This window comes from Rhodococcus sp. C1 (assembly GCF_020809065.1).
GTDB lineage: Bacteria > Actinomycetota > Actinomycetes > Mycobacteriales > Mycobacteriaceae > Rhodococcus_F > Rhodococcus_F qingshengii.
Genome location: NZ_CP078080.1, coordinates 1211369 through 1235831, shown reverse-complemented (window position 1 = coordinate 1235831; position 24463 = coordinate 1211369). Strand labels below are relative to the sequence as shown.

At 63.0% G+C, this 24463-nt stretch carries 24 protein-coding genes; 14 read left to right on the top strand and 10 right to left on the bottom strand.

The genetic code is table 11. The features are described from left to right. Positions 1 to 77: 77 nt before the first annotated feature. Both KTR60_RS05600 and KTR60_RS05595 read right to left on the bottom strand, forming a co-directional pair. Positions 78 to 641 (bottom strand): TetR/AcrR family transcriptional regulator, encoded by a 564-nt coding sequence (locus tag KTR60_RS05600; protein WP_042452540.1) that lies wholly within the window; start codon positions 639 to 641, stop codon positions 78 to 80. Next, positions 638 to 1873, bottom strand: a complete 1236-nt coding sequence (locus tag KTR60_RS05595; protein WP_158170211.1) for a cytochrome P450 — start codon at positions 1871 to 1873, stop codon at positions 638 to 640. The genes KTR60_RS05600 and KTR60_RS05595 overlap by 4 nt, the downstream gene beginning before the upstream one ends. Before the next feature lie 108 nt (positions 1874 to 1981). Here KTR60_RS05595 and KTR60_RS05590 point away from each other — a divergent pair, with 108 nt between their 5' ends. After that, positions 1982 to 2827 carry a hypothetical protein gene (locus KTR60_RS05590; RefSeq protein WP_158170210.1) on the top strand — a complete coding sequence of 282 codons (846 nt, stop codon included), beginning with the start codon at positions 1982 to 1984 and terminating at the stop codon, positions 2825 to 2827. Positions 2828 to 2936: 109 nt separating this feature from the next. Here KTR60_RS05590 and KTR60_RS05585 read toward each other — a convergent pair whose 3' ends face one another. After that, complete coding sequence (locus KTR60_RS05585; RefSeq protein WP_021343080.1) at positions 2937 to 3086, bottom strand: hypothetical protein; 150 nt, start codon at positions 3084 to 3086, stop codon at positions 2937 to 2939. A 205-nt stretch (positions 3087 to 3291) separates the two neighbouring features. On the opposite strand from KTR60_RS05585, the gene KTR60_RS05580 reads away from it, so the two are divergent. Next, positions 3292 to 4053, top strand: a complete 762-nt coding sequence (locus tag KTR60_RS05580) for an SDR family NAD(P)-dependent oxidoreductase (protein WP_007734596.1) — start codon at positions 3292 to 3294, stop codon at positions 4051 to 4053. Here the strand turns inward: KTR60_RS05580 and KTR60_RS05575 are convergent. After that, positions 4035 to 4172 (bottom strand): hypothetical protein, encoded by a 138-nt coding sequence (locus KTR60_RS05575; protein ID WP_003945592.1) that lies wholly within the window; start codon positions 4170 to 4172, stop codon positions 4035 to 4037. The two genes, KTR60_RS05580 and KTR60_RS05575, sit on opposite strands and share 19 nt — an antisense overlap. Positions 4173 to 4391: 219 nt before the next feature. Here KTR60_RS05575 and KTR60_RS05570 point away from each other — a divergent pair, with 219 nt between their 5' ends. The 3 genes from KTR60_RS05570 (at position 4392) to KTR60_RS05560 (ending at position 7662) form a co-directional block, all read left to right on the top strand. Continuing rightward, a complete protein-coding gene (locus KTR60_RS05570) occupies positions 4392 to 5336 on the top strand; it encodes an alpha/beta fold hydrolase (protein WP_042452549.1) in 945 nt (314 codons plus the stop codon). A 262-nt stretch (positions 5337 to 5598) separates the two neighbouring features. Next, positions 5599 to 6372 carry a VOC family protein gene (locus KTR60_RS05565; protein ID WP_042452552.1) on the top strand — a complete coding sequence of 258 codons (774 nt, stop codon included), beginning with the start codon at positions 5599 to 5601 and terminating at the stop codon, positions 6370 to 6372. 135 nt (positions 6373 to 6507) lie between these two features. Beyond that, positions 6508 to 7662, top strand: coding sequence for an alkaline phosphatase family protein (locus KTR60_RS05560; RefSeq protein WP_058227328.1), 1155 nt, complete (start codon positions 6508 to 6510; stop codon positions 7660 to 7662). Here KTR60_RS05560 and murJ read toward each other — a convergent pair. The 4 genes from murJ to KTR60_RS05540 all read right to left on the bottom strand — a co-directional run bounded on the left by murJ (position 7648) and on the right by KTR60_RS05540 (position 12431). Further along, a complete protein-coding gene (gene murJ / locus KTR60_RS05555; protein WP_228401944.1) occupies positions 7648 to 9276 on the bottom strand; it encodes a murein biosynthesis integral membrane protein MurJ in 1629 nt (542 codons plus the stop codon). The genes KTR60_RS05560 and murJ overlap by 15 nt on opposite strands. 97 nt (positions 9277 to 9373) lie before the next feature. Further along, a complete protein-coding gene (locus tag KTR60_RS05550) occupies positions 9374 to 10402 on the bottom strand; it encodes a beta-ketoacyl-ACP synthase III (protein ID WP_003945837.1) in 1029 nt (342 codons plus the stop codon). 161 nt (positions 10403 to 10563) lie between these two features. Beyond that, positions 10564 to 11205 carry a response regulator transcription factor gene (locus tag KTR60_RS05545; RefSeq protein WP_042452561.1) on the bottom strand — a complete coding sequence of 214 codons (642 nt, stop codon included), beginning with the start codon at positions 11203 to 11205 and terminating at the stop codon, positions 10564 to 10566. Beyond that, entirely contained in the window at positions 11193 to 12431 is a 1239-nt protein-coding gene (locus tag KTR60_RS05540; RefSeq protein WP_179090776.1) for a sensor histidine kinase, read from the bottom strand. The genes KTR60_RS05545 and KTR60_RS05540 overlap by 13 nt, the downstream gene beginning before the upstream one ends. Positions 12432 to 12540: 109 nt before the next feature. Here KTR60_RS05540 and KTR60_RS05535 point away from each other — a divergent pair, with 109 nt between their 5' ends. The 4 genes from KTR60_RS05535 (at position 12541) to KTR60_RS05520 (ending at position 18385) form a co-directional block, all read left to right on the top strand. Next, on the top strand, positions 12541 to 13323 hold the full coding sequence (locus KTR60_RS05535) for an ABC transporter ATP-binding protein (protein WP_054826162.1): 783 nt from the start codon (positions 12541 to 12543) through the stop codon (positions 13321 to 13323). Further along, positions 13323 to 15806, top strand: a complete 2484-nt coding sequence (locus KTR60_RS05530; RefSeq protein WP_070162176.1) for an FtsX-like permease family protein — start codon at positions 13323 to 13325, stop codon at positions 15804 to 15806. Before KTR60_RS05535 ends, KTR60_RS05530 begins: the two co-directional genes overlap by 1 nt. A gap of 21 nt (positions 15807 to 15827) precedes the next feature. Then, positions 15828 to 16460 carry a class I SAM-dependent methyltransferase gene (locus KTR60_RS05525; protein WP_228401943.1) on the top strand — a complete coding sequence of 211 codons (633 nt, stop codon included), beginning with the start codon at positions 15828 to 15830 and terminating at the stop codon, positions 16458 to 16460. A gap of 89 nt (positions 16461 to 16549) precedes the next feature. Beyond that, positions 16550 to 18385: an acyl-CoA dehydrogenase gene (locus KTR60_RS05520; protein WP_007734578.1), complete on the top strand. Its 1836-nt coding sequence runs from the start codon at positions 16550 to 16552 to the stop codon at positions 18383 to 18385. An 85-nt stretch (positions 18386 to 18470) separates the two neighbouring features. Here the strand turns inward: KTR60_RS05520 and KTR60_RS05515 are convergent, their stop codons facing one another. Then, positions 18471 to 19103, bottom strand: a complete 633-nt coding sequence (locus KTR60_RS05515) for a hypothetical protein (RefSeq protein ID WP_228401942.1) — start codon at positions 19101 to 19103, stop codon at positions 18471 to 18473. Between the two features lie 179 nt (positions 19104 to 19282). On the opposite strand from KTR60_RS05515, the gene KTR60_RS05510 reads away from it, so the two are divergent. Together KTR60_RS05510 and KTR60_RS05505 are read left to right on the top strand one after the other, a co-directional pair. After that, positions 19283 to 20005: an ATP-binding cassette domain-containing protein gene (locus KTR60_RS05510; protein WP_064111899.1), complete on the top strand. Its 723-nt coding sequence runs from the start codon at positions 19283 to 19285 to the stop codon at positions 20003 to 20005. A gap of 5 nt (positions 20006 to 20010) precedes the next feature. Beyond that, positions 20011 to 22023 (top strand): YhgE/Pip domain-containing protein, encoded by a 2013-nt coding sequence (locus KTR60_RS05505; protein ID WP_007734572.1) that lies wholly within the window; start codon positions 20011 to 20013, stop codon positions 22021 to 22023. Here KTR60_RS05505 and KTR60_RS05500 read toward each other — a convergent pair. Then, positions 22020 to 22598, bottom strand: a complete 579-nt coding sequence (locus KTR60_RS05500; protein ID WP_228401941.1) for a nucleotidyltransferase family protein — start codon at positions 22596 to 22598, stop codon at positions 22020 to 22022. The genes KTR60_RS05505 and KTR60_RS05500 overlap by 4 nt on opposite strands. 65 nt (positions 22599 to 22663) lie before the next feature. Here KTR60_RS05500 and KTR60_RS05495 point away from each other — a divergent pair, with 65 nt between their 5' ends. From KTR60_RS05495 to KTR60_RS05485, 3 genes are all read left to right on the top strand, one after another. Further along, positions 22664 to 22909 (top strand): helix-turn-helix transcriptional regulator, encoded by a 246-nt coding sequence (locus tag KTR60_RS05495; RefSeq protein ID WP_007734566.1) that lies wholly within the window; start codon positions 22664 to 22666, stop codon positions 22907 to 22909. Continuing rightward, positions 22906 to 23394, top strand: a complete 489-nt coding sequence (locus KTR60_RS05490) for a hypothetical protein (protein WP_007734564.1) — start codon at positions 22906 to 22908, stop codon at positions 23392 to 23394. The genes KTR60_RS05495 and KTR60_RS05490 overlap by 4 nt, the downstream gene beginning before the upstream one ends. An 85-nt stretch (positions 23395 to 23479) precedes the next feature. Continuing rightward, on the top strand, positions 23480 to 24463 hold the full coding sequence (locus KTR60_RS05485; protein ID WP_228401940.1) for an LLM class F420-dependent oxidoreductase: 984 nt from the start codon (positions 23480 to 23482) through the stop codon (positions 24461 to 24463).

Sequence of the window (24463 nt, the reverse complement as noted above, 5' to 3'; positions counted from 1 at the left end):
CTCGCGGTGACCTGTGTCGGGATATCGGTTCATCCTCGATTCCCACGCAGCCCTCGCGCATCACCCGGAAGGGATGATCAGGTGGCCCGTCCAGCAATCAACAGCGCAACGACGAACTCACGCACCAACGTCCGCTCGTCGTTCTCGTCCGCCCCCGGCACCATGAGCAGCGAGAGGATCACCCGCACGATCCAGCGTGCCCGCGACGCTGTGCCTGCTCCGAGTTCACCGAGCATCGCGACACCAAGTCCGTTGATGACGTCGGACGAATTGGCGAGTTCACCGGCAAGACTCGCATCGCCCGGGGCGAACCATGCAGCCAACGTCGGAGTGCTACGCACCGCGGAGACTGCGGTGAGTATGGCCGTCTCCAGACGCTCACTCGGATCGTCGATGGTCGCTACCGATTCCGCGATCGCAGTTCCCAGCCTGCGAGCTTCGCGGTGAACGAACGCAATGTGAAGAGCCTGCCGATTCTCGAAGTACCGATACAAGGTGGCTCGGGAACATCCTGCAGCAGAGGCTATCTCCGCCATACCGACCGCGTTGACGCCTTTCTCGACGAACAATTGTGCCGCACTGTCGAGGATCTTCTCGGCTGCCGCCAAGGCGCGCCCCTCGCCGAGCCAGTCGTTGCTCATGGCCGAGTCACCGACATCGGAGCCGAGAGCGGACGGCGCACGTAGTTGCCCGGCGCGTATTGCATCGCGTCGATGTCGACATGGAAGTCGGGAATCCGGGAAAGCAACTCTTCCAAAGCAACTCGCGCCTGCATTCGAGCTGCCGACGCGCCCAGACAATGGTGGGCGCCATGGCTGAAGGTGAGGATCTTCTGCGGTCGACGCAAGACGTCCAACTCCGCCGCGTCGGGTCCGTACTTCTCGGGATCACGATTGGCCGCACCGTACATCAGCAGAACCTTACGTCCTGCCGGAATCACTTTGCCACCCAAGGCCACATCTCGCGTCGTGGTGCGTGCCAGTCCTTGGACCGGCGAGGTGAGTCGAAGCAACTCGTCGACCGCGTCGGTGATCAATGCGGGATCGTCCAGCAGGATCTGACGCTGGTCGAGGCGTTCGGTCAGCATCGCCACCGAACCACCCAGCATTCCTGTCGTGGTGTCGTTTCCCCCGGCCACCATGGTGAAGGCGAAGCCCAGAATCGACAGCAGGCCGGACATGTCGCCGTCTTCACCGAGTCCAGCGGCGAGTAGGTGCGAAATCGTGTCGTCACCCGGTTCGACCTTGCGGCGTTCGATCAGCGAAGCGAAGTACATCATCAACTCACCGGTGGCGGCCTGCGCCGTCGTCGCTGCCGCGGCCACACCACCTGCCGAATTGGCAGCGACAATGGCTTCGGTCCAGCCGTCGAACCGGTCACGGTCCGATTCCGGCACACCCAGATAGTGTGCGACAACCATAGACGGCAACGGTTTGAAGAGCTCGACGACGATATCGCCGCTGCCACGCGCTTTCAGCGCCTCGATACGTTCGACGACAAATGCGCGAACCATCGGCTCGACCGCCGATACCTGACGCGGAGTGAAACCCTTCGACACCATGCGCCGGAACTCCGACTGCAATGGCGGATCCTGCATCACGAACGGCGGATTGTCCTGCATCCCGATCTGTTCGAGTTCACCGTAGACAGTGGTCAATCCCTTTGCCGACGAATACGTCTCGTAGTCGCGAGCGGCGTTGTAGACGTCTTCGTGACGGGTGAGCACCCAGTAGTCGTCCTGCGGCGCAGCTTCCGGCACAACGTTGTGCACCGGGTCGTTCTCGCGCAATGCGTCGTACATGGCCCAGGGCGAACGCCAGGACTCCCCGGTGGAAGGTACAAACCGTGGCGAATGTGACACAGAGGTTGTCATGACTCGACTATGAGACAAATTGCCGAATGTGTCAACGTTCTACGATCAACCGTTCCCACGAGCAGCATTGAGTAACTCGCATCCACGCAGAGCACTATCGTGTGTCGGGTGATCACGGATCCGAAGAATCATCCGAACAGCGCTGACGCCGGGCGCCGCGCCGTGGTTGCGGTCCTGCTCCCCCGCGAACATCTCCCCTTCATCAGAGACTGGTGCCTGCACCACATCGAGCAAGGCTGGGAGGTTGTTCTCTACGACAACACCGGTTCCGTCGGGTCCACCCGCAAGACAAGCGCATTCAGCCTCAACCGTTGGCACGGCCGCAGCGAGGACAAGAGAGGCAACTCTTACGGTGCCTTCACCCGATCGATGTCGGACAGTGAAGTTCAGGTCGCATTCCGCAAAGAACTGCACGACCTTCCGGTGACGATCGTCGACTGGCAACCGCGCGACGCGGACGGTCGGATCGTGCACGGACAGGTAGAGGCGTACGTCGATTACGTGAGCCGGTACCGCGACACCGTCGCATGGGCAGCATTCATCGACGCCGACGAATACCTCCAACACGCACCAGGATTGGACTGGGAGGTTCTACTTGCCGGCGTTACTCAAGCGGGTTCGCACCGCGTCGTTCTCGATGCTCTGGTCTACGAATCCAGGTGGACGCGCGACGGGCAATTGCGAGACGTCGAGGAATTGAAATGCCTTGGGCTACAGAGCCATGGTTGCAAGAACATACTGGAGCTGTCGGAGATTTTGCGAGCAGACGTCCACTGGGGATGGAAGACAAGCGAACCGGACAGCCTGGTGCGGCCGGACAGATCGCTCTACTACTTCCGCCACTACCGCGGTTCGGAAGCGGCACTCGACTTCACTCCGTTGCCGAACTTCGGACCCCAGGTCTACGAAGAAGGTGTGGACGTTCCGGCAGCAATGGACGTATCACAGAATTGAATGTTCCTGCAAGACACAGATATTCAGGTGCAGATAAACCTCCGGCCCGCATCCACGAAGGCAATACCTTCAGAATGCGAGCCGGAGGAAATCTGACTGCAGAAGCAGATCAGGAAGCGCTGTTGCCACCGAAGAGTGCAGCAATCGTGGCGACGGCTGCGATGCCGCTAACGATGCCGGCGATCGGGCCGAGAACCTTGGCCAGGTCCGTGAGCGGTCCGGTGGTTGCGTTGGCTGCAATGCTGCTGGTGTATGCCATGTCTAGCTCCTCATCATGGAATGTGTACGCGGTCCGCGCGCCCGGTATGTAACGGCGCTCACAATATACGTAAGACGACCGAAAATTGAAGCGGCACCGCTGAGTGGGACGTAACTCACATCTCATCCAGCGGGAACCCACGAGTAACAATGCGCGATTCGGACAACGCTTCGGGAACCGTTGAATGACGAGCAGGAGAACAGCAGTGGGCAAGTTGGATGGAAAAGTGGCCCTGATCACTGGCGCAGGGCAAGGCGTCGGCCAGGGAGTTGCGTTTGCGCTCGCCAAGGAGGGCGCTTCCGTCGCGGTCGCGGGCCGCACTGAGTCGAAACTCGTCGTCACATGTAACGAGATCGCCGAACGCGGAGGCCGTGCCGAACCGGTGCTCATGGATATCGCCGACGCAGATTCCATCACCGGAGCCGTGGCGCGAACGGTGAAACTGTTCGGCGGCGTCGACATTCTGATCAACAACGCCAGCCTCAACCCGCTCGGCAACGTCCTCGACCTCACTCCGGAGCGCCTTGCCGACGGATTGACGTCCGGCCCCGTCGCGACTCTGCGAACCATGCAAGCCTGTTACCCGTTCATGAAGGAGCGCGGCGGCGGGGCAATCATCAACATGGTCAGCTCCGTGGCCGTCCGCTGGGACGCTGCCGGCTACGGCGGCTACGCGGCCGTGAAGGAATCCGTCCGAGCACTCAGTCGCGCGGCAGCATGCGAATGGGGCGTCGACGGGATCCGGGTCAACGCGGTTGCTCCCCACGCGTCGTCGCCGGGGCTGCAGCGTTGGGCAGATGCACGCCCGGAAGAGGCTGCCGCTTTTGTTGCCGGTATTCCGCTCCGCAGGATCGGAGACTGCGAGACGGACATCGGCACCGCGGTGGCTTTCCTGGTCGGCCCGGATGCCGCGTATCTGACTGGAGCAACAATTCCGCTCGACGGTGGTCAGTCGCGCTGGGGCTGAGAGCTGGCGTCGTCGAAGGCAAGCACCGCCGACTTGGCTTCGGCGATCGGGCGGCGGAAAACGAAACCGACCAGAACGGATGCCAAAACCAGCGCGGCCAGCACTATGAGCCCGACCATCCACCACATGGTTTTCAGTATGCCCGAACCGACCTCCGCCGGACGCGCGCCACGGCCGTCGGAAAGCGGCGACAGCCTCGAAAAGTGCTGAACACCAGTCAAATTCCGTTTTGCCCGTTTCCTGAGCTTCTTGAGAATCCGTGATCGATGACACATATTCGGATCCCGAACCGGAACGCGTGCGTGACTACGACGACACCTCGGTGCATCCTGGCAGGTATGGAATCCGCTGTTTCGGCCCAACTCACCGACGGAAGCACCCTCACACACCCGTGGGGCGGGACGAGCAACATCACCGATCTCGGCGGTGACGTTCACTGGATCGACTTCGGCGGTCCCAGCGGAGCGCCGCCCATCGTGCTCGTTCACGGTCTGGGCGGCTCGCACCTGAACTGGGTGCGGGTGGCACCGGCGCTGGCGGCGCGCACGCGCGTGTACGCACTTGACCTCGCCGGATTCGGACTCACCTCTGCCCGTGGGCGACACACCGGCGTCGACGCCAACGCAGTACTTCTGAATCGCTTTCTCGACACAGTGGTGGGTGAGCCCGCCGTCCTGTTCGGCAATTCCATGGGCGGAATGGTCTCGGCAATGTCGACCCATGCCAGTCCCGAATCAGTCGCCGGCCTGGTGCTGGTGGATCCGGCGCTCCCCCTGCCCGTCCAACTTCCCGATCTGACCGTCGCCGCCCAATTCGCGCTCTACTCGATGCCGTACGTCGGTGAGCAGGTTCTCGGCTTCGGACGCCGAAAGATGTCAGACCGGCAGTTGGCCGCTCAGATGACCAGATTGTGTTTTGCCGATCCGACGCGAGCCGACCCCGCGGTCCTCGACGCGGGCGCTGCCTTGACGGCGATTCGCCGCAACGAACCTACCCAGGATGCCGAATTCCTTCAGGCAGCACGGTCACTGCTGATGACCCTCGCCCGTCCTGCCTCCTATCGAAAGACATTGCGAGAGATCACGACTCCGACGCTCCTGATGCACGGCGATCGCGATCGGCTTGTCCCAGTCGAGGCCGCACGGGCAGCCGCTGCTGCACATCCACACTGGACCACCATCATTCTCGGCGACACCGGCCACACCCCACAATTGGAGATTCCGGACGAGTTCACCCGTCATGCGCTCGCGTGGCTCGATCGCACGGGGCTGATCAGGAGCTGACACGTACCAACACTCCCCGGTGGAACGCCCTTGCCGATCGAGCAAGTGCCCCATCAACTTCGGAGTATCAAGAACGATTCGGCGGTCGTCTACGTTGGCAGGTCCGGCCCACCGGGGAACGCGAAACGGACACATACCCCAAAGCTCTCGAACCCTGGGAATGTGTCGGGGTACGCGCGTAGCGTGAGATTCAGGCCTTCCTCGGCCAAGCATTTCCGCGTCCCCTGCTTGTGTATCCGTTTCGGTTAAGGAGAGTTTTCAGATGCCCGCACGCACAGCGCTCGACGGAACACCCTGTTGGATCGACCTCACCAGCTCCGACACCGAGGTTGCCAAATCCTTCTACACCAACGTGTTCGGCTGGCAGGCTGACACAAACGACGACCCGCAGTACGGCGGCTACGCGATCTTCAGCAAAGACGGGCAGCCCATCGCCGGGCTCGGACCCCAGCAGGAGGGAAACCCCTACGGCAACGTGTGGACCACCTACATCTCCTCGACTGATGCGGCAGCGTCGGCGTCCAAGGCCCAAGCCGCGGGCGGAACGATCATGATGCCGTCGATGCAGGTCGGTCCTCAGGGCAGCATGGCGATCGTGGGCGATCCGGCCGGTGCCGTCGTCGGCATCTGGCAGGCAGATCAGCATCACGGCTTCGGTTTGGTCGGCGAGGCCGGAGCGCCGGTCTGGCACGAGACCTTGTCCAAGAACTACGCCGCGGTCCTGCCGTTCTACACCGACGTGTTCGGCTGGACTTACGAGTCGATCGGTGACAGCGACGAGTTCCGGTACTCACAGGCCAAGCAGGGTGACACCGTCGTCGCCGGTTTGATGGATGCCAGCTCGTTCCTCCCGGCAGAGGCGCCGTCGTTCTGGCAGGTGTACTTCGGGGCGGACGACACCGATGCGGCCGTCGCCAAGGTCGTCGAATTCGGCGGCAGCGTCTTGCGCGATCCCGAGGACACGCCCTTCGGTCGTCTCGCGTCGGTGGCCGATCCACTAGGTGCCAAGTTCCAGATCTCCACGATCATGGAATGAATCTCCGCGCGGAGGCCGCACCGGTCCGCGGTCTCTGCGCGCTGATCATCTGGAAAGTCCGGATTTGACCGCACAGATTTGAACACTCGCCCAGAAGGTATGCAGTTTTCTGCGTCCAACGCCTAATCTCATGGGATGCCCGCCCCCGCCCCTCTCCTCGATGTGTACTCGCAGCCGACTCTGTCGACGCTTGCGCCGTCGGTACTCGCTTCTCTCGGAGTGAGCGGCGAAGCGAACCGTCTCGATCTACAGCCCAGCAAGAAGACCGTAATTCTGCTGGTAGACGGGATGGGCGCGAACTTGCTCGCCCGCAACGCCGAACACGCACCATTCCTGAATTCACTGATCGGAACGCCCATCCGGGCAGGCTTCCCCACGACGACGGCCACCAGCATCGTCTCACTGGGGACCGGTCTGCCTTCGGGAGCGCACGGCATCACCGGCTACCAGTCCTACGTCGAAGAAGCCGATTCGGTGTTCAACTGGCTGGGTTGGCACAGCGCGGGCAAGAAGGAATCTCAGACCGACTCCATCGTCCCGGAAACCCTGCAGCCGCAGGCCACGACGTTCGATCGCGCCGCCGCAGCCGGCATCACCGTTACAACCGTCGTACCGTCGAAGTTCGACGGCAGCGGCCTCACCCGTGCCGGGATGCGCGGTGCCCAGTTCGCCGGAATCCAGGCATACGGAGACCTCCTCGCTCGCACCGTGGCGGCGTCGAAATCTGCCGACCGCACGTTCACGTACTGCTACGTCAGCGAGATCGATGCACTCGGCCACGTCTACGGACCCGAGTCCGAGCCGTGGATTTTCCAACTGATGCTGGTCGATCGACTGGTCGAGCAACTCGCCGCGGCTCTCGGTCCGGACGTGAGATTGCTGGTGACGGCAGACCACGGAATGGTCGACGTGTCGGACGAGAACAAGATCGACTTCGACAACACTCCGATTCTGTCCAAAGATGTACTCGCTCTTGCCGGTGAACCTAGATGTCGTCACATCCACACCCGAGAAGGCGCTGCACAAGATGTTGCCGACCGCTGGCGCGCCGAACTGGGTGACCGCATGTGGATCGGGACGAGGTCCGAGGGCATAGTCGCAGGATTGTTCGGGCCTGCAGTGCATTCCGAGTATCACGGCCGGATCGGTGATGTCATCGCCATTGCGTCCGGGGACGTGGCCGTCGTACGTCGATCTGTCGAATCGGGACTGTCCGGCCTCCGTGGACAGCACGGCGCCCTCACTCCGGACGAACTGCTGGTACCGCTCTTGTCCTCAGGACAGCAGTAGGGCTCGCGCCCGGCGAATCTCGGGAACACCGACGACCTTGCATGCGCCCAACAGGACGACGGCACCGACGGCCGCACCCGCCGACAATGAAATAACAGCAGCAAGCCTGGGCTCGGGAACTCGGTTCTGAACCGCCACCACCAAAGCGAACGCACAACCACCTGCCAGAATTGCCGCCGCCGAAATCCTTCCGACGGTGGCCTGCACGCGACGGAATCCCAACAGCCCGTATCGCTTTCGAAGAAGGATGTGGCCGAGTACCGCTCCACACACGTAGGAGAACGAGCCGGCGGCACAGACGGCCAGGACCAGCCTTTCGTCACTAGCCGACAGTGACGCAAGAAGGACGAGCGCAGTCTTGGCGACCACCATCACCAGGGCGATCACCGCGGGAGTTCGGGTGTTGTTGTCGGCGTAGAACACTCGCAGCTGAAGCATGACCATCGCAAAGGGCACCAGCCCGAATGCACTGACCGCAACGGCCGTCCCGATCAACCGGGCACTGCTGCCGTCGACCCGGCCGAAGAAGATCAAGGTGGTCAACGAGGGACCGAACACCATGAGCGCCACAGTCACCGGGATCAGCGCCACCACAGAATACCGGGCTCCCCGGCCGAGATCGGATACGACGCCGACGTCGTCACCCGCAGCAACCGACCTGGCGATCCGCGGCATCAGCACCGTCAACAACGACACACCGAGAATGCCGTACGCCACTTGAAACAGCAGATCCGCGTGCGTGTACATCGAGTAGACGTGACGGGAGAGAGTGACCTTCATCGTCACCCACACACCGATCTGGCCGGCAACGACGTACACAAGTACCCAGCCGAGCAACGGCGCCCCGACGCGCACCGGTCGCCAGGTGTGCGGTACGACGCGCACGCGAAGGCACCACCGAAACCCGTTGCGGTGCAGCGCTCGAGCAACGACGGCGGTTTGCGCCACGATCCCGAGCAGAGTGCCGATACCGATCACCAGAACCTGCGCGGTGGTCATCGACTCGGGAGTCAGAGCCACCGGTCCCGGGATACACAGGAAGACCGCGACCGTCACCAGAAGGACGACGTTGTTGATCACCGGTGCCCAGGCCGGCGCGCCGAATACCGATCGAACGCTGAGCACAGCCGTCATCATCGCCGTGACGCCGTAGAAGAAGATCTCCGGAAGGAGCAAGTACGCGAAGAGCGTCGTCAGCTCTCGTTGAGCCGGATCATCGATCACGGCCGAGACCAGAGGCGGCGCGCACACCACGGCCACTACCGTCACGAGCGCAAGAGCCAGCGCTCCGACGGTGAGAACGCGCTGCATCTGCTCTCGTTCGAGCGTCCGCCCACGGCTCCGTTGCCGCGTCAGATACGGAAGCAGGACGCTGGCGAGAATCCCGCCGAGGAGGAGCTGATAGACCATGTTCGGGAAGCTGTTGGCCGCGTTGTACGCATCACTGACCAGGGCGATGCCCAGGACCGCGGCAAGGGCAAGGGTGCGGACGAAGCCGGTGATCCGACTGACCGTGCTGGCGAGCGCCACTTGCCCGCCCATCTTCGCCAAGCTGCCGCCCGTCACACCATTACGTTCGGACTCCCGTTCGGACTCCCCCACGTTCTCGACCATCTCGCCAGAGTGCCACATCGCAGACGTTCGACGATCCGGACGGAAACGGAAGGGCGCCCCGAACCGTGGGTTCGAGGCGCCCTTCCGTAAGGAACAATCAGGCGGATTCCGCTCCAGCCAACGGCGGCATGACGACAACCTGACCGGCGAAGGACAGACCCGCACCGAAGGCGAGAAGCAATGCCTTGTCGCCCGGCTTGCACTGGCCGTCGCGCAGCATCTGCTCCATGGCGAGCGGGATCGAGGCCGCGGACGTGTTGCCCGTCTCGGCGATGTCGTTGGAGACGGGGAAGCCCTCGGGCAGCTTCATGCTGCGAGCGATGACCTCGTTGATGCGCTGGTTTGCCTGGTGCGGCACAAAAGCGTCGATGTCCTCGATACCCAGCCCCGACTTCTCCAGGGTGCGAGTGGCGACCTTGCCCATCTCGAAGGCAGCCCAGCGGAACACCGCGGTACCGGCCATCTTGATCCACGGACGAGGTCCGGTCGGGTTCTTGGTGTAGTCGAGCCAGCTCGGCTCCTGAACGATGGCGTCGGACTGGCTGCCGTCCGAACCCCACTCGACCGGGCCGATTCCGACGGTATCGCTCGGGCCGACGACAACTGCGCCTGCGCCGTCACCGAAGATGAAGCGAACGCTGCGATCGGTGGGCTCGGTGGCCTCGCTCATCAACTCGACGCCGACGACGAGTACGTGATCAACCGTGCCACCGCGAACGAGGTCGCTGGCCACTGCAAGAGCGGTACAGAAACCGGCGCAGCCTGCCGCGACGTCGAAAGCAGCCGGACCCTTGATGCCGAGTTCGTGGGCGACGATGGACGCAGCCTGGGGAGTCTGCAGGTCCCACGTCGACGTCGCGATGATCACGGCACCGATCTGCTCGGGTGCAATGCCGCTGACGTCCAGTGCTTTACGGGCAGCGCTGATCGACATCGCGAGGATGCCTTCACCTTCGCCGGAGAACCGGCGCGACTTGATACCCGATCGCGTCTGGATCCACTCGTCGGTGGAATCGATCAGCTCGCAGATCTCGTCGTTGGTCACGACTCGCTCCGGGCGGTGAACGCCGAGCCCGAGAAGGACGGACTGCCGACCTCCGGCCACACTGGCAATCGGCTTACCCATTGATCGATCTCCTCGTTGGTTTCTGGTGATGACGCGCATTCGACATCACACGTTACGTACAGGACATAAGCCCCTGCCTCTCAGGTCACCGTTCGATCACGGCAACAACATGAGGCTGGCTCACATTACGCTTCGGTCAGGTATGTAGTCCAGATCCACGATCAGGCGCGTAAATGAGCTAGAACTGCCAAAACACGACGATGCCCGCTTTCGGAAGCCGACAGGCCGAGTTTTGCGAAGATATTTCCTATGTGCTTGCTCACAGCAGTGTCGCTGACGACCAGTTTCCTGGCGATTTCCTGATTTCCCAGCCCCTCCGCCATCAGTCCGAGAACCTCGGACTCGCGTGGCGTCAGCGATCTGATCGGATCGTCGGCGCGTCGACGGCTCATCAGTTGGGATACGACCTCGGGATCCATCACCGTTCCACCGTCGACGACCCGGTTCAATGCGTCGACGAACTCGGCTACCTTCCCGACTCGTTCCTTGAGCAGGTACCCGACCCCGCCGGCGCCTCCTGCCAACAATTCACCGGCGTAGCGATCCTCGACGTAAGCGGAAAGGACCAGGACGGGAAAGCCCGGGCGAAGCTTGCGCACCTCGATCGCCGCTCGAAGTCCCTCGTTGGTGAAAGTAGGAGGCATCCGGACGTCGAGCACCGCGGCGTCGGGGGTTGTCTCCTCGAACACCGTGAGGAACTGTGCGGCGTCGGAGACGGCAGACACCTCGAAGCCCTCTCCACGGAGCAGCAGGGCCAGCCCCTCTCGCAGAAGAGCGTCGTCCTCGGCAATCAGAATCCGCACGGTAGTTCCACCCTCATCGTTGTCGGTCCACCCTCCGGGCTCTCCAATACTGCGGTTCCTTCGAAAGCCTCGACCCGGCGTCGAATACCCGCCACGCCGCCGCCCGGGCGTTCGTTCGCGCCGCCGTGACCGTCGTCGATCACGTCGATGAGCATCGTCTCACCCGACGAGTCGTCCGACGTCTCCGTCCGTGCCGTGACGGTGACCCTGCGGGCTCCGCTGTGTTTTGCGACGTTGGTCAAGGCCTCGGCGACGACGAAGTACGCAGCAGCCTCGACGGCAGCCGGGGCACGGCGGAGCTCGTCGATCTCGAGTACGCAGGGCACGGCGGAGCGCCCGGCGAGCGCCGAGATCGCGCCCTCCAGACCCAACTCGTCGAGGATCGGCGGGTAGATGTCGTGCACCAACGTCCGGAGTTCGCTCAACGCCTCGGTGGCCGCATCCTGGGCCCGATGCAGTTGTGGCAGAGCCTGGTCCGGATTGTTCTGCAACGACCGCTCGGCCATCCCCAACATCATCACCACCGCGACCAGACGGTTCTGCGCTCCGTCGTGCAGATCCCGCTCGATGCGCTTGAGTTCGGCCGAATGCGCGTCGAGCGCCGCAGCGCGGCTGGCCGTCAGGGCGGTGACGCGCTTCGAGAGGTCCGAACGCGTATCCGGCGCAAGCAAAGTCGTGGTCGACCAGCTGATCCATTTCGCCATCGCGGGGATCAACCACCACGCGATCAGGAAGTACAGGATGCCGATCAACGGCATTCCGGCAGCGCCCAGCCACGACGTCACGGGGTACGGATTGTTGACGGGTTCACCGGCGGGCATCTGCTGCCAGTACAGCGGGACGGCAATCGCATTGAGCGCACCGAGTGGCAGAGCAATGGTCAGCATCGCCGCGACGAAAGCACCCAGACCATGAATCGACAACCAGGCCGCGTCGCGCCTCGTCGACTGATCGGTGAGGAACCGGCTCCAGTCCCCGAATGTCGGATTGCTGGGCATCGGTGGGTATCGCTGCAGAACAGGGCGTCCGGTGTACGCAGCGGTGCGTTTGCGAGCCAGGCCGGCCCACCACCGGAGCACTCGCACGTACGACGGCAACAGCAACCAGCCGACGATCAGAATCGAGAGCGACAACAGAATGAGACCGACCATCAGCAAGAACAGGGAAACCACAGCTGCCGCGCCCTCGACGAGCACGTACACCGCAGCCCTGGTTCTCTTCTTCACTGCCCCAGCATGCCGCACCACACTGCACGATCCACTACAGCTGGCTACACCATTGATTCGGGACTCTGCTGGATGTCGACGAATGGCGAATCTCCATAGCGTTCTTCCCATGAAGAATCGACACTCGGTCCTCGCCCCGCCGGCTCCTGGTGCCACGGGAGCTCGAACATCTGCCGTGCGACTAGAAGGGGTCAGCAAGGTCTACGGCAACGGCCGCGGCGCCGTGACCGCCCTCGACAACATCAGCCTCACTCTGCCACGCAGCACCTTCACCGCCGTGATGGGCCCGTCCGGATCAGGTAAGAGCACTTTCCTGCACTGCGCCGCGGGCCTCGACCGACCGAGCAGCGGATCGGTGTGGCTGGGCGATACCGAAATTTCACAGCTGAAGCCGAAGGCCCGCAGCATCTTCCGTCGCGATCACATCGGTTTCGTCTTCCAGGCCTACAACCTGCTCGGCGCTCTCGACGTCGAGCAGAACGTCACGCTCCCCCTACTCCTCGCCGGGCGACGAGCCGACAAGCAGTACCTGACCTTCGTCCTGGAATCCGTCGGACTCGGATCACACCGAAAGCGCAAACCCTCCGAACTGTCCGGCGGTCAGCAGCAACGCGTCGCCATCGCGCGCGCCCTCGTCACTCACCCCGACGCACTCTTTGCCGACGAACCGACCGGCGCCCTCGACTCCCGCAGCGCCAAGCAGGTTCTGGAGTTGTTGCGCCGGACGGCTGCCGAGTTCGATCAGACCATCGTCATGGTCACGCACGACCCGGTGGCCGCGTCGTACGCCGATCGTGTGCTGTTCCTCGCCGACGGGAAACTTGTCGGGCACATCGACCGCCCGACCCCGCAGCAGATCGCCGAGCGCATGACGCACCTCGGGGACTGGTGATGATGAAAGCGCACACCTTTGCGCACCTGAAAGCGCATCGCTCCGGTTTCGTCGCCGTGTTCGTCTCCGTATTCTGTGCAGCGCTCCTCACCTGCGGTCTGGGTGTGCTGCTGGAATCGGGAGTGCGAGGCGGTGTCTCACCACATCTCTACGCCGGTGCCGACGCCATCGTGAGTGCGCCACAGGCGCTCGAGGTCAAGGAAGACGCCGATCAGCCCTTTGCCGAGCGAGTTCTCCTCGCCGGCGATACGGTCCGCAAGCTCGACGCACTCGATGTCACCGTGGTTCCCGACATCTCCGTCCCCGTCAGCACCGCCGAGGGCGTCGTACTCGATGCACATCCTTGGAACACAGCACAATTGGCGCCGTACTCGCTCACCAAGGGGCGCGCTCCGCAGAGCCGCGACGAGGTGGTCTCGACCACGGGCGCCGCGCTCGGCGAGCGAATCACGCTGGCTCACGGCGCGGTAACGGACGAGTACACCGTCGTCGGCACAGCTGATTCGGCTTCGGTGCCGTCACCCGACCGTCCGGCACTCGTCTTCCTCGACGACGCAGAGGCCGAACGGTTGTGGCCGCACCAGAACGCTGTCACCGCAGTCGGATTGATCGCTCCCGAAGGCGTGGATGCTGCCGCTCTCGCCCGCGATGCACTCGCCGGAACCGGTGCGGAGGTCTCGACCGGCACTGCACGCGGAGGCATCGAATTCCTCGACGCCGGTGCTGCGCGGACGCAGTTGATCGTGCTCTGCGCGTCGTTTGCCGGTCTCGCGTTGATGGTCAGTATGTTCGTCGTTTCCAGCACGCTGTCGCTCTCGATCAACGCCAGGCGCCGAGAGTTCGCTCTGTTGCGGGCAATCGGGGCCACCACGCGGCAAGTGCACGTCATGATCGGACGTGAAGTGCTGCTCGTTGCTGCTGCGGCGGCAGCTCTCGGCGCGGTGCCCGGATACCTGCTCGCCCGAGTGCTGGGCGCACAGTTCGCCGACGCCGGGGTCATGCCCACCGATTTCGCGCTGGCCTACAGCCCGCTTCCGGCGATCGCAGCTTTCCTGATCTGCGTACTCACTGCCCGCGCGGCAGCGGCGATCGCGGCACGACGACCGGCGAAGCTCGACCCCGTCGAAGCGCTTCGCGAATCCGAAAGCGGCCCGGCGAAACTGAGCCGCGGACGCATCGTCACCGGGCTGATCTTCGGCGCCGCCGGCCTCAGCGCCTGCGTCCTCCCTGCTTTCCTGCCCGGCAGCGTGGCGGCCGCTGGAGCCGGTTCGAGCGCACTGTTGTTGATCTTCTCGGTCGCGCTGCTCGGCCCCTTGTTGGTGCGCGGCATCATCAAGGTGATCGGCGGTCCGCTGCGCCGCAGTGGGTCGGCGTCCAAAGTTCTCGCTGCCGCCAACGCCGAATCCAATTCGAGACGGCTCTCGTCGGCGGTTGTTCCGTTGGCTCTCGCAATCGCGCTCGGCTCGGTGCAGTTCTTCAGCCAGAGCACCGTCGCCGCCGAGGCGACCAACCAGTCGATCAAGGGCGTCACCGCCGACCTGATCGTCGGCGCACCGGCCGGTATCGCTCCCTCGCTACTCGAGTCGATCGCATCGGTGCCCGGAGTGAGTGCGGCAAACCCGGTGGTCCGCAGTCAAGTCCTCCCGGTACCCAGCGGAGAGGAAGGCGGCTCAGCCGACAGCGCGATCGCGGCCCAGGGCATCGACGCCGCCAGCGCCGACGCGACCCTCGATCTCGCGGTGACCGAGGGCGACCTCAGCGCTCTGACCGGCGATACCGTTGCCGTGAGCGAAGACGGCGCCTTCACCCTCGGAGCCAAGGTAGGCCAGCGCGTCGACCTCTATCTGGGTGACGGAACACTGGTACATCCCATGGTCGTCGCAAAATATGGTCGCGGCCTCGGATTCGGGGACGTGACCATGCCGATCGAGACTTTGCGTCAGCACTCCACCGACGCTCTGATCGACACCGTTCTGGTTGCTGCCGAACCCGGACGGTCGGCCGAAGTCCAGCAGTCGTTGCGCTCGTTCCCCTCGATCGCCGCGATGAACCAGGACCAGTTCGGGGCCGCGGGCGAAGATCAGCGTCGTATGCAGTCGTGGGTCAGCATCCTCGCCGTCCTCGTCCTGCTCGGCTATCTCGCAGTCGCAGTCGTGAACACCCTGGTCGCCGCCACTGCCGAGCGTTCCCGCGAGTTCGCGCTCCTTCAACTGGTGGGCTCGCGGACGAGGCAGGTCCGAGCAATGATGCGCATCGAGTCGTTGATGGTGGTGGGAATCGCCGTCGTGGTCGGATCACTGATCGCCCTGCCGCCTCTGATGGGCATTGCCGTAGCGGTGTCCGGGCAGCCGATCCCGGCGATTTCACCGGCGATTTACGGTTCCATCGTCGCGGTGACCGCTGTTCTGGGATTTGTCTCCATCGCGATCCCGACGCGCGCCGCTCTACGCAAGAACCCGATGGACGGAGTGCGTAACCACTGAGTGGCACTACCGTCGTCATCTATGGATGCGGCGGCCTGGGACAAGAAGTACGAAGAAACCGAGCTCGTCTGGGGCGCTCCTCCCAACGAACTGCTGGTGGAATACGCGACGGCCCTCCCCCACGGCCAGGCACTGGACCTGGCGTGCGGCGAGGGCCGTAACGCGTTGTGGCTCGCGACCCGCGGTTGGGAGGTCACCGGGATCGACTACTCGGCCGTCGCGATCGAGAAAGCCCGCACGATCGCGGCCCGCTCGCCCCGATCGGTTCTCGACCGGCTCGACTACCGATGCGGCGACGTCACCGTCGCGGATTACGCCTCGAGGAACGGGCAGGGATACGACTTGGCCCTGCTTCTTTACCTTCATCTGCCCGCACCACAACGCACCCTGGTTGTGAACCGTGCCATAAATTCTCTGAAACCTGATGGAATCCTCATGATTTTGGGTCACGACCGAAGCAACATCGACTACGGCGTCGGCGGGTCGCAAGATCCCGAAATCCTTTACACACCAGAAGAATTGATGCAGGAGTTCCGCGGAAAGCTCGAGTTCGAGATCGCCGGAAATCCCCACAGGCACACCGAAACGGGAATCGCGGTCGACGCGCTTGTCATCGGACGCAAATCCGGTGTTGGCAATGCAAAGAACGGCTAGTAACATGTATTAAGTTACCGACGAGTAATAAACTTCGGGCGGTACTAGGAGTGCTGGACCGCACCACCTCACTGGGAGAAGCAGAAGACATGGGCCATTACAAGAGCAACGTTCGGGACCTGGAGTTCAACCTCTTCGAGGTTCTCGGACTGGAGAAGCCACTGAGCGAAGGCGCTTGGGGCGACCTGGATGCCGACACTGTCCGCAACATGCTGGCAGAGGTCGCACGCCTGGCCGAGGGACCGCTTGGCGAATCTTTCGCCGATGCGGACCGCAACCCCCCTGTCTTCGATCCCGAGACGCACACCGTTGCACTTCCGGAATCCTTCAAGAAGTCGTTCAAGGCTCTGTGGGATGCCGAGTGGTACCGCATGGGATTGAGCGAAGAGGTCGGCGGCGTGCCGGTTCCCCGCTCCGTCGTGTGGGCCATCGGTGAGCTGATCCTGGGCGCACAGCCTGCAGCGCACATGTACCAGGCCGGACCCGCTTTCGCGGACGTGCTGTTCAACAACGGCACCGAAGAGCAGAAGAAGTGGGCAGCCACCATCGTCGAACGCGGATGGGGCGCCACGATGGTCCTCACCGAGCCCGACGCCGGCTCCGACGTCGGTGCCGGACGCACCAAGGCGATCAAGCAGGACGACGGCTCCTGGCACATCGAGGGCGTCAAGCGCTTCATCACCTCGGCCGACTCGGACGACCTGTTCGAGAACATCTTCCACCTCGTTCTCGCTCGCCCCGAAGGCGCCGGACCGGGCACCAAGGGCCTGAGCCTGTTCTTCGTCCCGAAGACGCACTTCAACTTCGAGACCGAAGAGTTCGGCGAGCGTAACGGTGTCTTCGTCACCAACGTCGAGCACAAGATGGGCCTGAAGGTCTCCGCCACGTGTGAGGTCACCTTCGGCGGCCACGGCATCCCCGCACAGGGCTGGCTGGTCGGCGAGGTCCACAACGGCATCGCCCAGATGTTCGACGTCATCGAGCACGCTCGAATGATGGTCGGCACCAAGGCAATCGCCACCCTCTCCACCGGTTACCTCAACGCTCTCGATTACGCCAAGCAGCGCGTGCAGGGCGCAGACCTGACCCAGATGACCAACAAGGCAGCACCGCGCGTGACCATCACGCACCACCCCGACGTGCGTCGTAGCCTGGCAATGCAGAAGGCATACGCCGAAGGCCTGCGCGCGGTGTACCTCTACACCGCAGCTCACCAGGACGAGGTTGTCGCCCAGCTCGTCTCGGGCGCAGACAAGGACACCGCGTTCCGCGTCAACGACCTGCTGCTCCCGATCGTCAAGGGCGTCGGCTCCGAGCGTGCGTACCAGTACCTGACGGACAGCCTGCAGACCCTCGGTGGATCCGGCTTCCTGCAGGACTACCCGATCGAGCAGTACATCCGCGACTCCAAGATCGACTCGCTGTACGAAGGCACGACGGCCATCCAGGCTCAGGACTTCTTCTTCCGCAAGATCGCTCGTGACCGCGGCGTCGCGCTCGCTCACGTTGCCGGACAGATCAAGACCTTCATCGACAGCGAAGCCGGCAACGGTCGTCTGAAGGCGGAGCGCGCACTGCTCGCCACCGCACTCGAAGACGTCCAGGCCATGGCCGCCACGCTCACCGGCTTCCTCATGGGAGCTCAGGAGCAGCCCACCGAGCTGTACAAGGTCGGCCTCGGCTCCGTCCGCTTCCTGATGTCCGTCGGCGACCTGCTCATCGGCTGGCAGCTGCTCCGCCAGTCCGAGATCGCTCTCGCAGCACTCGACAACGGCGCTTCCGACAAGGACAAGGGCTTCTACGAGGGCAAGGTCGCCATCGCTTCCTTCTTCGCCAAGAACGTCCTGCCCGAGCTCACCGCTTCACGCGAGATCATCGCGAACACCGAGAACGACATCATGGAGATCGACGAAGCAGCATTCTGATTCGTTCCTGATTCATGAAAAGTGCCGGTCCCGAGAACGTTTCGGGGCCGGCATTTTCATGCTCAGCAGTCCATGGAATCCGAGGTCATCTGCGCTCGACGGTCGGGCAACTGATCTGTGCGGACAGTACGGACGTCGTCGGTTGTTCGCCGGGCCGTGCCGCCCTTCCCACCAGGGAAAGCGCCACGCGCCTGCGGTCCGGAGAACTGACGATTTCGATGGACTTGTCGTCACCGCCCCCGAAGGACACGAACTGTCCGCTCTGATCCGAGAACTTCATGATCGCCGACCCGTGCTGACCTGGTTCCGGTTTTTCGTTCACGTAGACCTGCAACTGGAAATCACGTCCCGGATACTCGCCGCCGCCGTCGTACTCGTAAAAGGAACTGGTGTGCACCTCGTAGGCCCACTGGCGGTGACCGGCGGGCACCGAATCCGCCCAGTTGTGCTCGAAACACGTGACGGATCCGGGCAGCGAGACATTGGCTGCGCCGCTCCACCCACCGGACAGGGTGATGGCTCCGTACGGCGCTGCTTCGGACTCGTGCCGATCGGAAGGCAAGGGCGGAACGGTCACGGGTCCGACATTGCGACCGGTGAACTCGAAAAGCCTCTCGCTCGACACGAACGGGGGCGACTCGCGCTCACCGGCACAGGAGACAACCGACAGGGTGGCCATGACCAGTAACGCACACATACCGCGTCTACGAACCGGCACCTCGACTCCCCCGTTCCGTTTCCAACAGAATACATACCGTTCGGTCTTCAAGTTATCGAACGTGTCCGACACATCCCATTCCTGGGACCGCTCGCCCGCTACCGATGTGATTGGGTGAGCACGAACGTCCACTGAACCAGCACTCGGTTCTTTCGCAGGCCGAGTAGATCAACAGACAGGTGATCATCGTGGTCGCACCAGAGCATTCACAACCCGATTACGCCCCCGACCTGGCATTGACCGCCACGGACTTGGCGCTCGACGGCCCATGGGGGCCGGTGTTCGGACCCGTCAATCTCGAGATTCGTGCGGGCGGTGTGACGATCCTCGAAGGCTCGGCCGGTTCAGGACGTACGTCCTTACTTCTGACACTCAGCGGACGAATGAAAGCCAGTTCCGGCTCACTGTCCGTCTTCGGTCGGACGCGTCCCCGCGAGATCTTCGAGATCGCCGGGGTCGCCGGGTTCGAGGACATCGACGAGCTTGCCGAATCCGTCACCGTCCGCGATCTGATCACCGAACAAATTCGCTGGGATGCGCCCTGGTACAAGCTCATCGGACGCGCCGGAGACCGCGAACTCGAAGCGGTGTGCGCTCCCGTCTTCGGCGATCATCCGTTACCTGCGCTCGGCCGGTACGTCAGCGATCTCGGGGAACTCGAGGCGATCCTGCTGCGTATCGCCGTCGCGAACACGAAAAAGCCGGCCCTGCTTGTCGTCGACGATCTCGAACAAGTGCGGCGCGACTCCGAACGTGCGTACCTCGTCGAGCGACTCGTCGAGATGGGGAGCTACCAGACCATCATCGCGTCGACCGTCAACCCGCTGCCAGACGGATCACCCATCGATGCCGTCACCCTGCTCCAAGAAGTCACCAATCCCGACCAAGAAGGGGCGAGGTAACCGCGATGCTCGCTGGAATGTCTCTCGGAACCGAACTCAAGCGGTTCTCCCGCGGCGCGATGCCCAGGATCGCACTCGTCACCATCATCTTGATGCCACTGCTGTACGGCGCGATGTACCTGTGGGCGTTCTGGAATCCGTTCGGTGAGGTCAACAAGGTCCCCGTCGCGCTGGTCAACACCGACCGCGGCGCGATGGTGCAGGGTCAGGAGCTCAACGCGGGCGACGAGGTAAGCCAAGCGCTGCTCGATTCCGGTGAGCTCGATCTCCACCTGGTCTCGCAGCAGGAAGCCGCTCAGGGAGTCTCGGACGGCACGTACTACTTCTCTCTCACATTGCCTGAGAATTTCAGCGAGGCCGTCGCCTCCCCGACGACCAAGGACCCCCACAAAGCTCAGTTGCAGTTCACCTTCAACGACGTCAACAACTACCTCGGCACCATCATCGGCCAAAACGCCGCCCAGCAGGTCCTCAGTCAGGTCAGCGACAAGATCGGCGCGCAGTCCGTCGAAACAGTTCTGGTCGGATTGACCGATGCGGGTGCTGGTTTGAAGCAGGCCGCCGACGGAGCGCTCCAGCTCTCGGCCGGAGTGAACACTGCCAACGCCGGAGCCGGCGAATTGGCGTCGGGCTCGAAAACTCTGGCCGACAACATGGTTACCGCACGTGACGGTGCAGCCACTCTTGCCGGCGGTACAGCGCAACTCTCGACCGGTATCAACACCGCCACGGACGGCGTCCTCGCACTGACCGACGGTCTGGGGCAGCTCGATCTCGGAGCCGTCCAACTTGGCGACGGCGCAAGCCAACTCAGTGGTGGCGTCACCCAGGTCGTCGACCAACTGAGTGTCCTCGGGAACACACAAGCAGACGTCGCACAGCTGGTCGGGCAGGCAGTGGCCAGCCTTCGACTGAACCCGGATCCCGTCAGCCAACAGATCGCCAATGCCCTCGCGCCTGCCCAGGACATGCTGCGCACTCAGGGTTTCGGTGAAGCGACCATGGGCCAACTGGGCGAACTCAAGAGCGGTGCACAACAACTCGCCTACCAACTCGACGATCCGTCGAGCACCTTCCGAGCCGGGCTCAGCGCCGCGGCCAACGGCGGTGGTGAACTCCGCAACGGCCTGGTACAGCTGCGTGACGGCGGTCAACAAGTCAACGACGGCGCTCAAACCCTCAGCAGTGGACTGGTTCAACTCACCGACGGAAGCGTTCAACTCTCCGATGGTGCAGCCAAACTCGCAGACGGCACCGAGCAACTCCGTGCCGGGTCTGCCGAACTCGCGACCAAACTCACCGAGGGCGCCGGTCAGGTCCCCAGTTGGAGCGATCAGCAGCGAACCGCAACCGCTCAAACCCTCTCCAGCCCGGTCGAACTACAGGAGACGTACGAGAACCGGGCAAGCACGTTCGGTACCGGTTTTGCACCGTTCTTCCTGCCCCTCGCGCTGTTCGTGGGCGGCATCATCACCTGGATGCTGCTCAAGCCGCTCCAGAACCGGCCCATCGCAAACGGACTCGGCGCGCTGCGAGTGGTCCTCGCCTCGTACTGGCCGGCATTGCTCATCGGCATCTGCCAGGTGATCGTGATGTACCTGGTCGTGCACTTCGCCGTCGGCCTGCACCCCACACACGCCCTCGGCACCGTCGGATTCCTGATGCTCATCACTGCCACGTACATGGCGTTGATCCAGGCATTCAACGCCATCTTCGGAGTCTCCGTCGGACGCGTCATCACCCTGGCGTTCCTGATGCTGCAACTGGTTTCGGCCGGCGGCATCTATCCCGTCGAAACCACCGCGAAACCGTTCCAGATCATCCACCCCTTCGACCCGATGACCTACGCGGTGAACGGGCTACGACAACTCACCGTCGGCGGTATCGACTCGAGACTGTGGGTCTCGATCGCCGTCCTCGGCGGCCTTCTCGTCGCCTCACTCGGCGCCAGTTCACTTGCTGCACGCCGAAATCGGCAATGGACCATGGACAGGCTGCATCCGCCGATCGAAGTCTAGGCGAGGGTCTCCGGCCAAGGCTCCACGGTCAGCGCAGGCCATTCCCTGCGCCACCGTGCTGCCTTGGCCTCGTAAACCTCTCTCGGCGCCAGCACCGGGTTGGGGCGGACGATCATGTCGAAAAGATCGTCGTATCCATGCGGGGCATACACGTCCAAGGTCCCATCCGATCCCTTGGTGATCCCGAAACAGCAAGTTGTGGAAGCGAAGTGGTCGACAGCGTCGCGGCAACTGGTGAACGGAACGCCGGGAATCCCGAAATGCTGCTCGTACCACAGGTGCACGCGGGCTTCGTTGCGTACTTCGACATCGGCATCCACATCGGCGAACAGTTCTGCCGCCGAACGAATCACACGGTCCTCCGCGTCGTAGCTCAGATCGCCGGCGTCGAAGTAGAACAGGTCGTAGTCCTTGATTCCGGCGCCGAGATCACGGCCGTCGATGTGATTCCAGACGGTTTGGAAGAGCCCACCCGCCGTCAGGTACCACTCCGGCAATCCCAGCTTCGGCGCACGATCCACGATCGTTGCGACCACCGGATTGGCCAAGGTGATCTCGAGAAATCGTTCACGCATGCTCTTCAGCCTCTCATATGACAAGCAAACTTGACATCTAGTGACAAGTATTCTTTACTTTTTGCATGACTGGAAAGGCCGGCGACAACAACGTGCGGGAGCACCGACGCCTCGCCGGCCTCACCCAGGCGCAACTGGCCACGGCAGGTCAGGTGAGCAGACAGAGCATCGTCTCCGTCGAACGCGGTGACTATGCACCGAGTGTCTACCTGGCACTTCGCCTGGCCCTGGCGCTGGGGACCACCGTCGAAGCGCTCTTCCCCTTACCCGAATCGGAACTCACCACAGAAATTCCAGAGGAGACGGCATGAGCACCATGATGAAGGCAATGCGGTTCGTCGGAGATCTGGACGACGACTTCTACAAGGACGAGCGTCAGCGCGACGTCTGGAACGAAGCCTCGGCGGTGGGACTCCAGAGTGTCTTCTGGGCAATATTCGTCAGCTCGGCGATTCTGCCCTGGGTCGCCGGCCGAACAGGGGCGTGGATCTCGCTCGCCCTGCTGATCGTTGCGTTGTTCGGCTCGTTGATCACGATCATCTATGCACTTCGGTGCGACGTCGATGTCTACGTATTGTCCAACTACAACCGCCCCCGGGTCGTGATCGGCATCGCGCTGTACCTCGTCGCCGCAGTCGGCATCATGGCGCGTCTCAAATTCGATTCCTACGAAGAATCGTCTACCTGGGTCGGCGCTCTCGTCGGCGGAATTGTCGGTGGCGGCATCGCAATCGCGGCAGTCAAGCTTCACCAGCAGCGAGCCAAGCGACGCGAAGCGGCCGAAGAACTTCTCTGACTTCCGGAAGTCTGCCCAGCACAACGGAATCCATAGAGTTGGTAAAATCGTGCCAGGTCAACCGATCGCGAGTAACGTCGAAACGGTGAGCACTCGCCTCGGATACCAGATGCCCAACTTCAGCTACGGCGGTCCGGTCAAGGACCTCTTCCCCACCGTCATAGCGCAGGCCCGCGAAGCCGAAGCCGCAGGCTTCGACACTGCATTCGTGATGGATCACTTCTACCAACTCCCCGGAATCGGAGCGCCGGACGCCCCGATGCTCGAGGCCTACTCGGCGCTCTCCGCGCTGGCGACGGCCACCGAGACCATCCAGTTGTCTGCACTGGTCACGGGAAACACCTACCGCAATCCGCCCATGCTCGCCAAGACCGTCACCACCCTCGACGTGGTGAGCGGCGGTCGGGCCATCCTGGGCATCGGCGCCGGTTGGTTCGAACTCGAACACAATTCGTTCGGATACGAGTTCGGAACGTTCACCGAGCGCTTCCAGAAACTCGACGAAGCACTGCAGATCATCGCGCCGATGCTCCGCGGTGATCGCCCCACCTTCGACGGCAAGTGGTACCACGTCAAGGACGCCATCAACGAGCCTCGTGTCCGCGACGACCTGCCGATCCTGCTCGGCGGTGGCGGTGAGAAAAAGACGTTCGGCCTCGCCGCTCGCTTCGCGGATCACCTCAACATCATCTGCGACCCGTCGGAACTGCCGCGCAAGCTGGAAGCACTTGCGGCACGCTGCGACGAAGCCGGTCGCGATCCCGCAACCCTCGAGACCAGCTTCCTCACGTTCATGATGATCGACGAGGACGGCGACAAGGCTCGCGCCCATCAGCGAACGTTTCTCGCGGAGCGTGGCCTCGACATCACCACGGCGCCGGAAGACGTGGTCGCCAAGGCCACCGAACGCCATTTCGTCGGCAGCCCGGACGACGTCGCCGAGCAGGTTCAGACGCGCATCCTCGACCACGGCATCGACGGCGTCGTGATCAACCTGATCACCAACGGCGAAGAGCCAGGCATCGTCGACCTCGCGGGCCGCACCCTCGGCCCACTCGTCGGCAAGTAG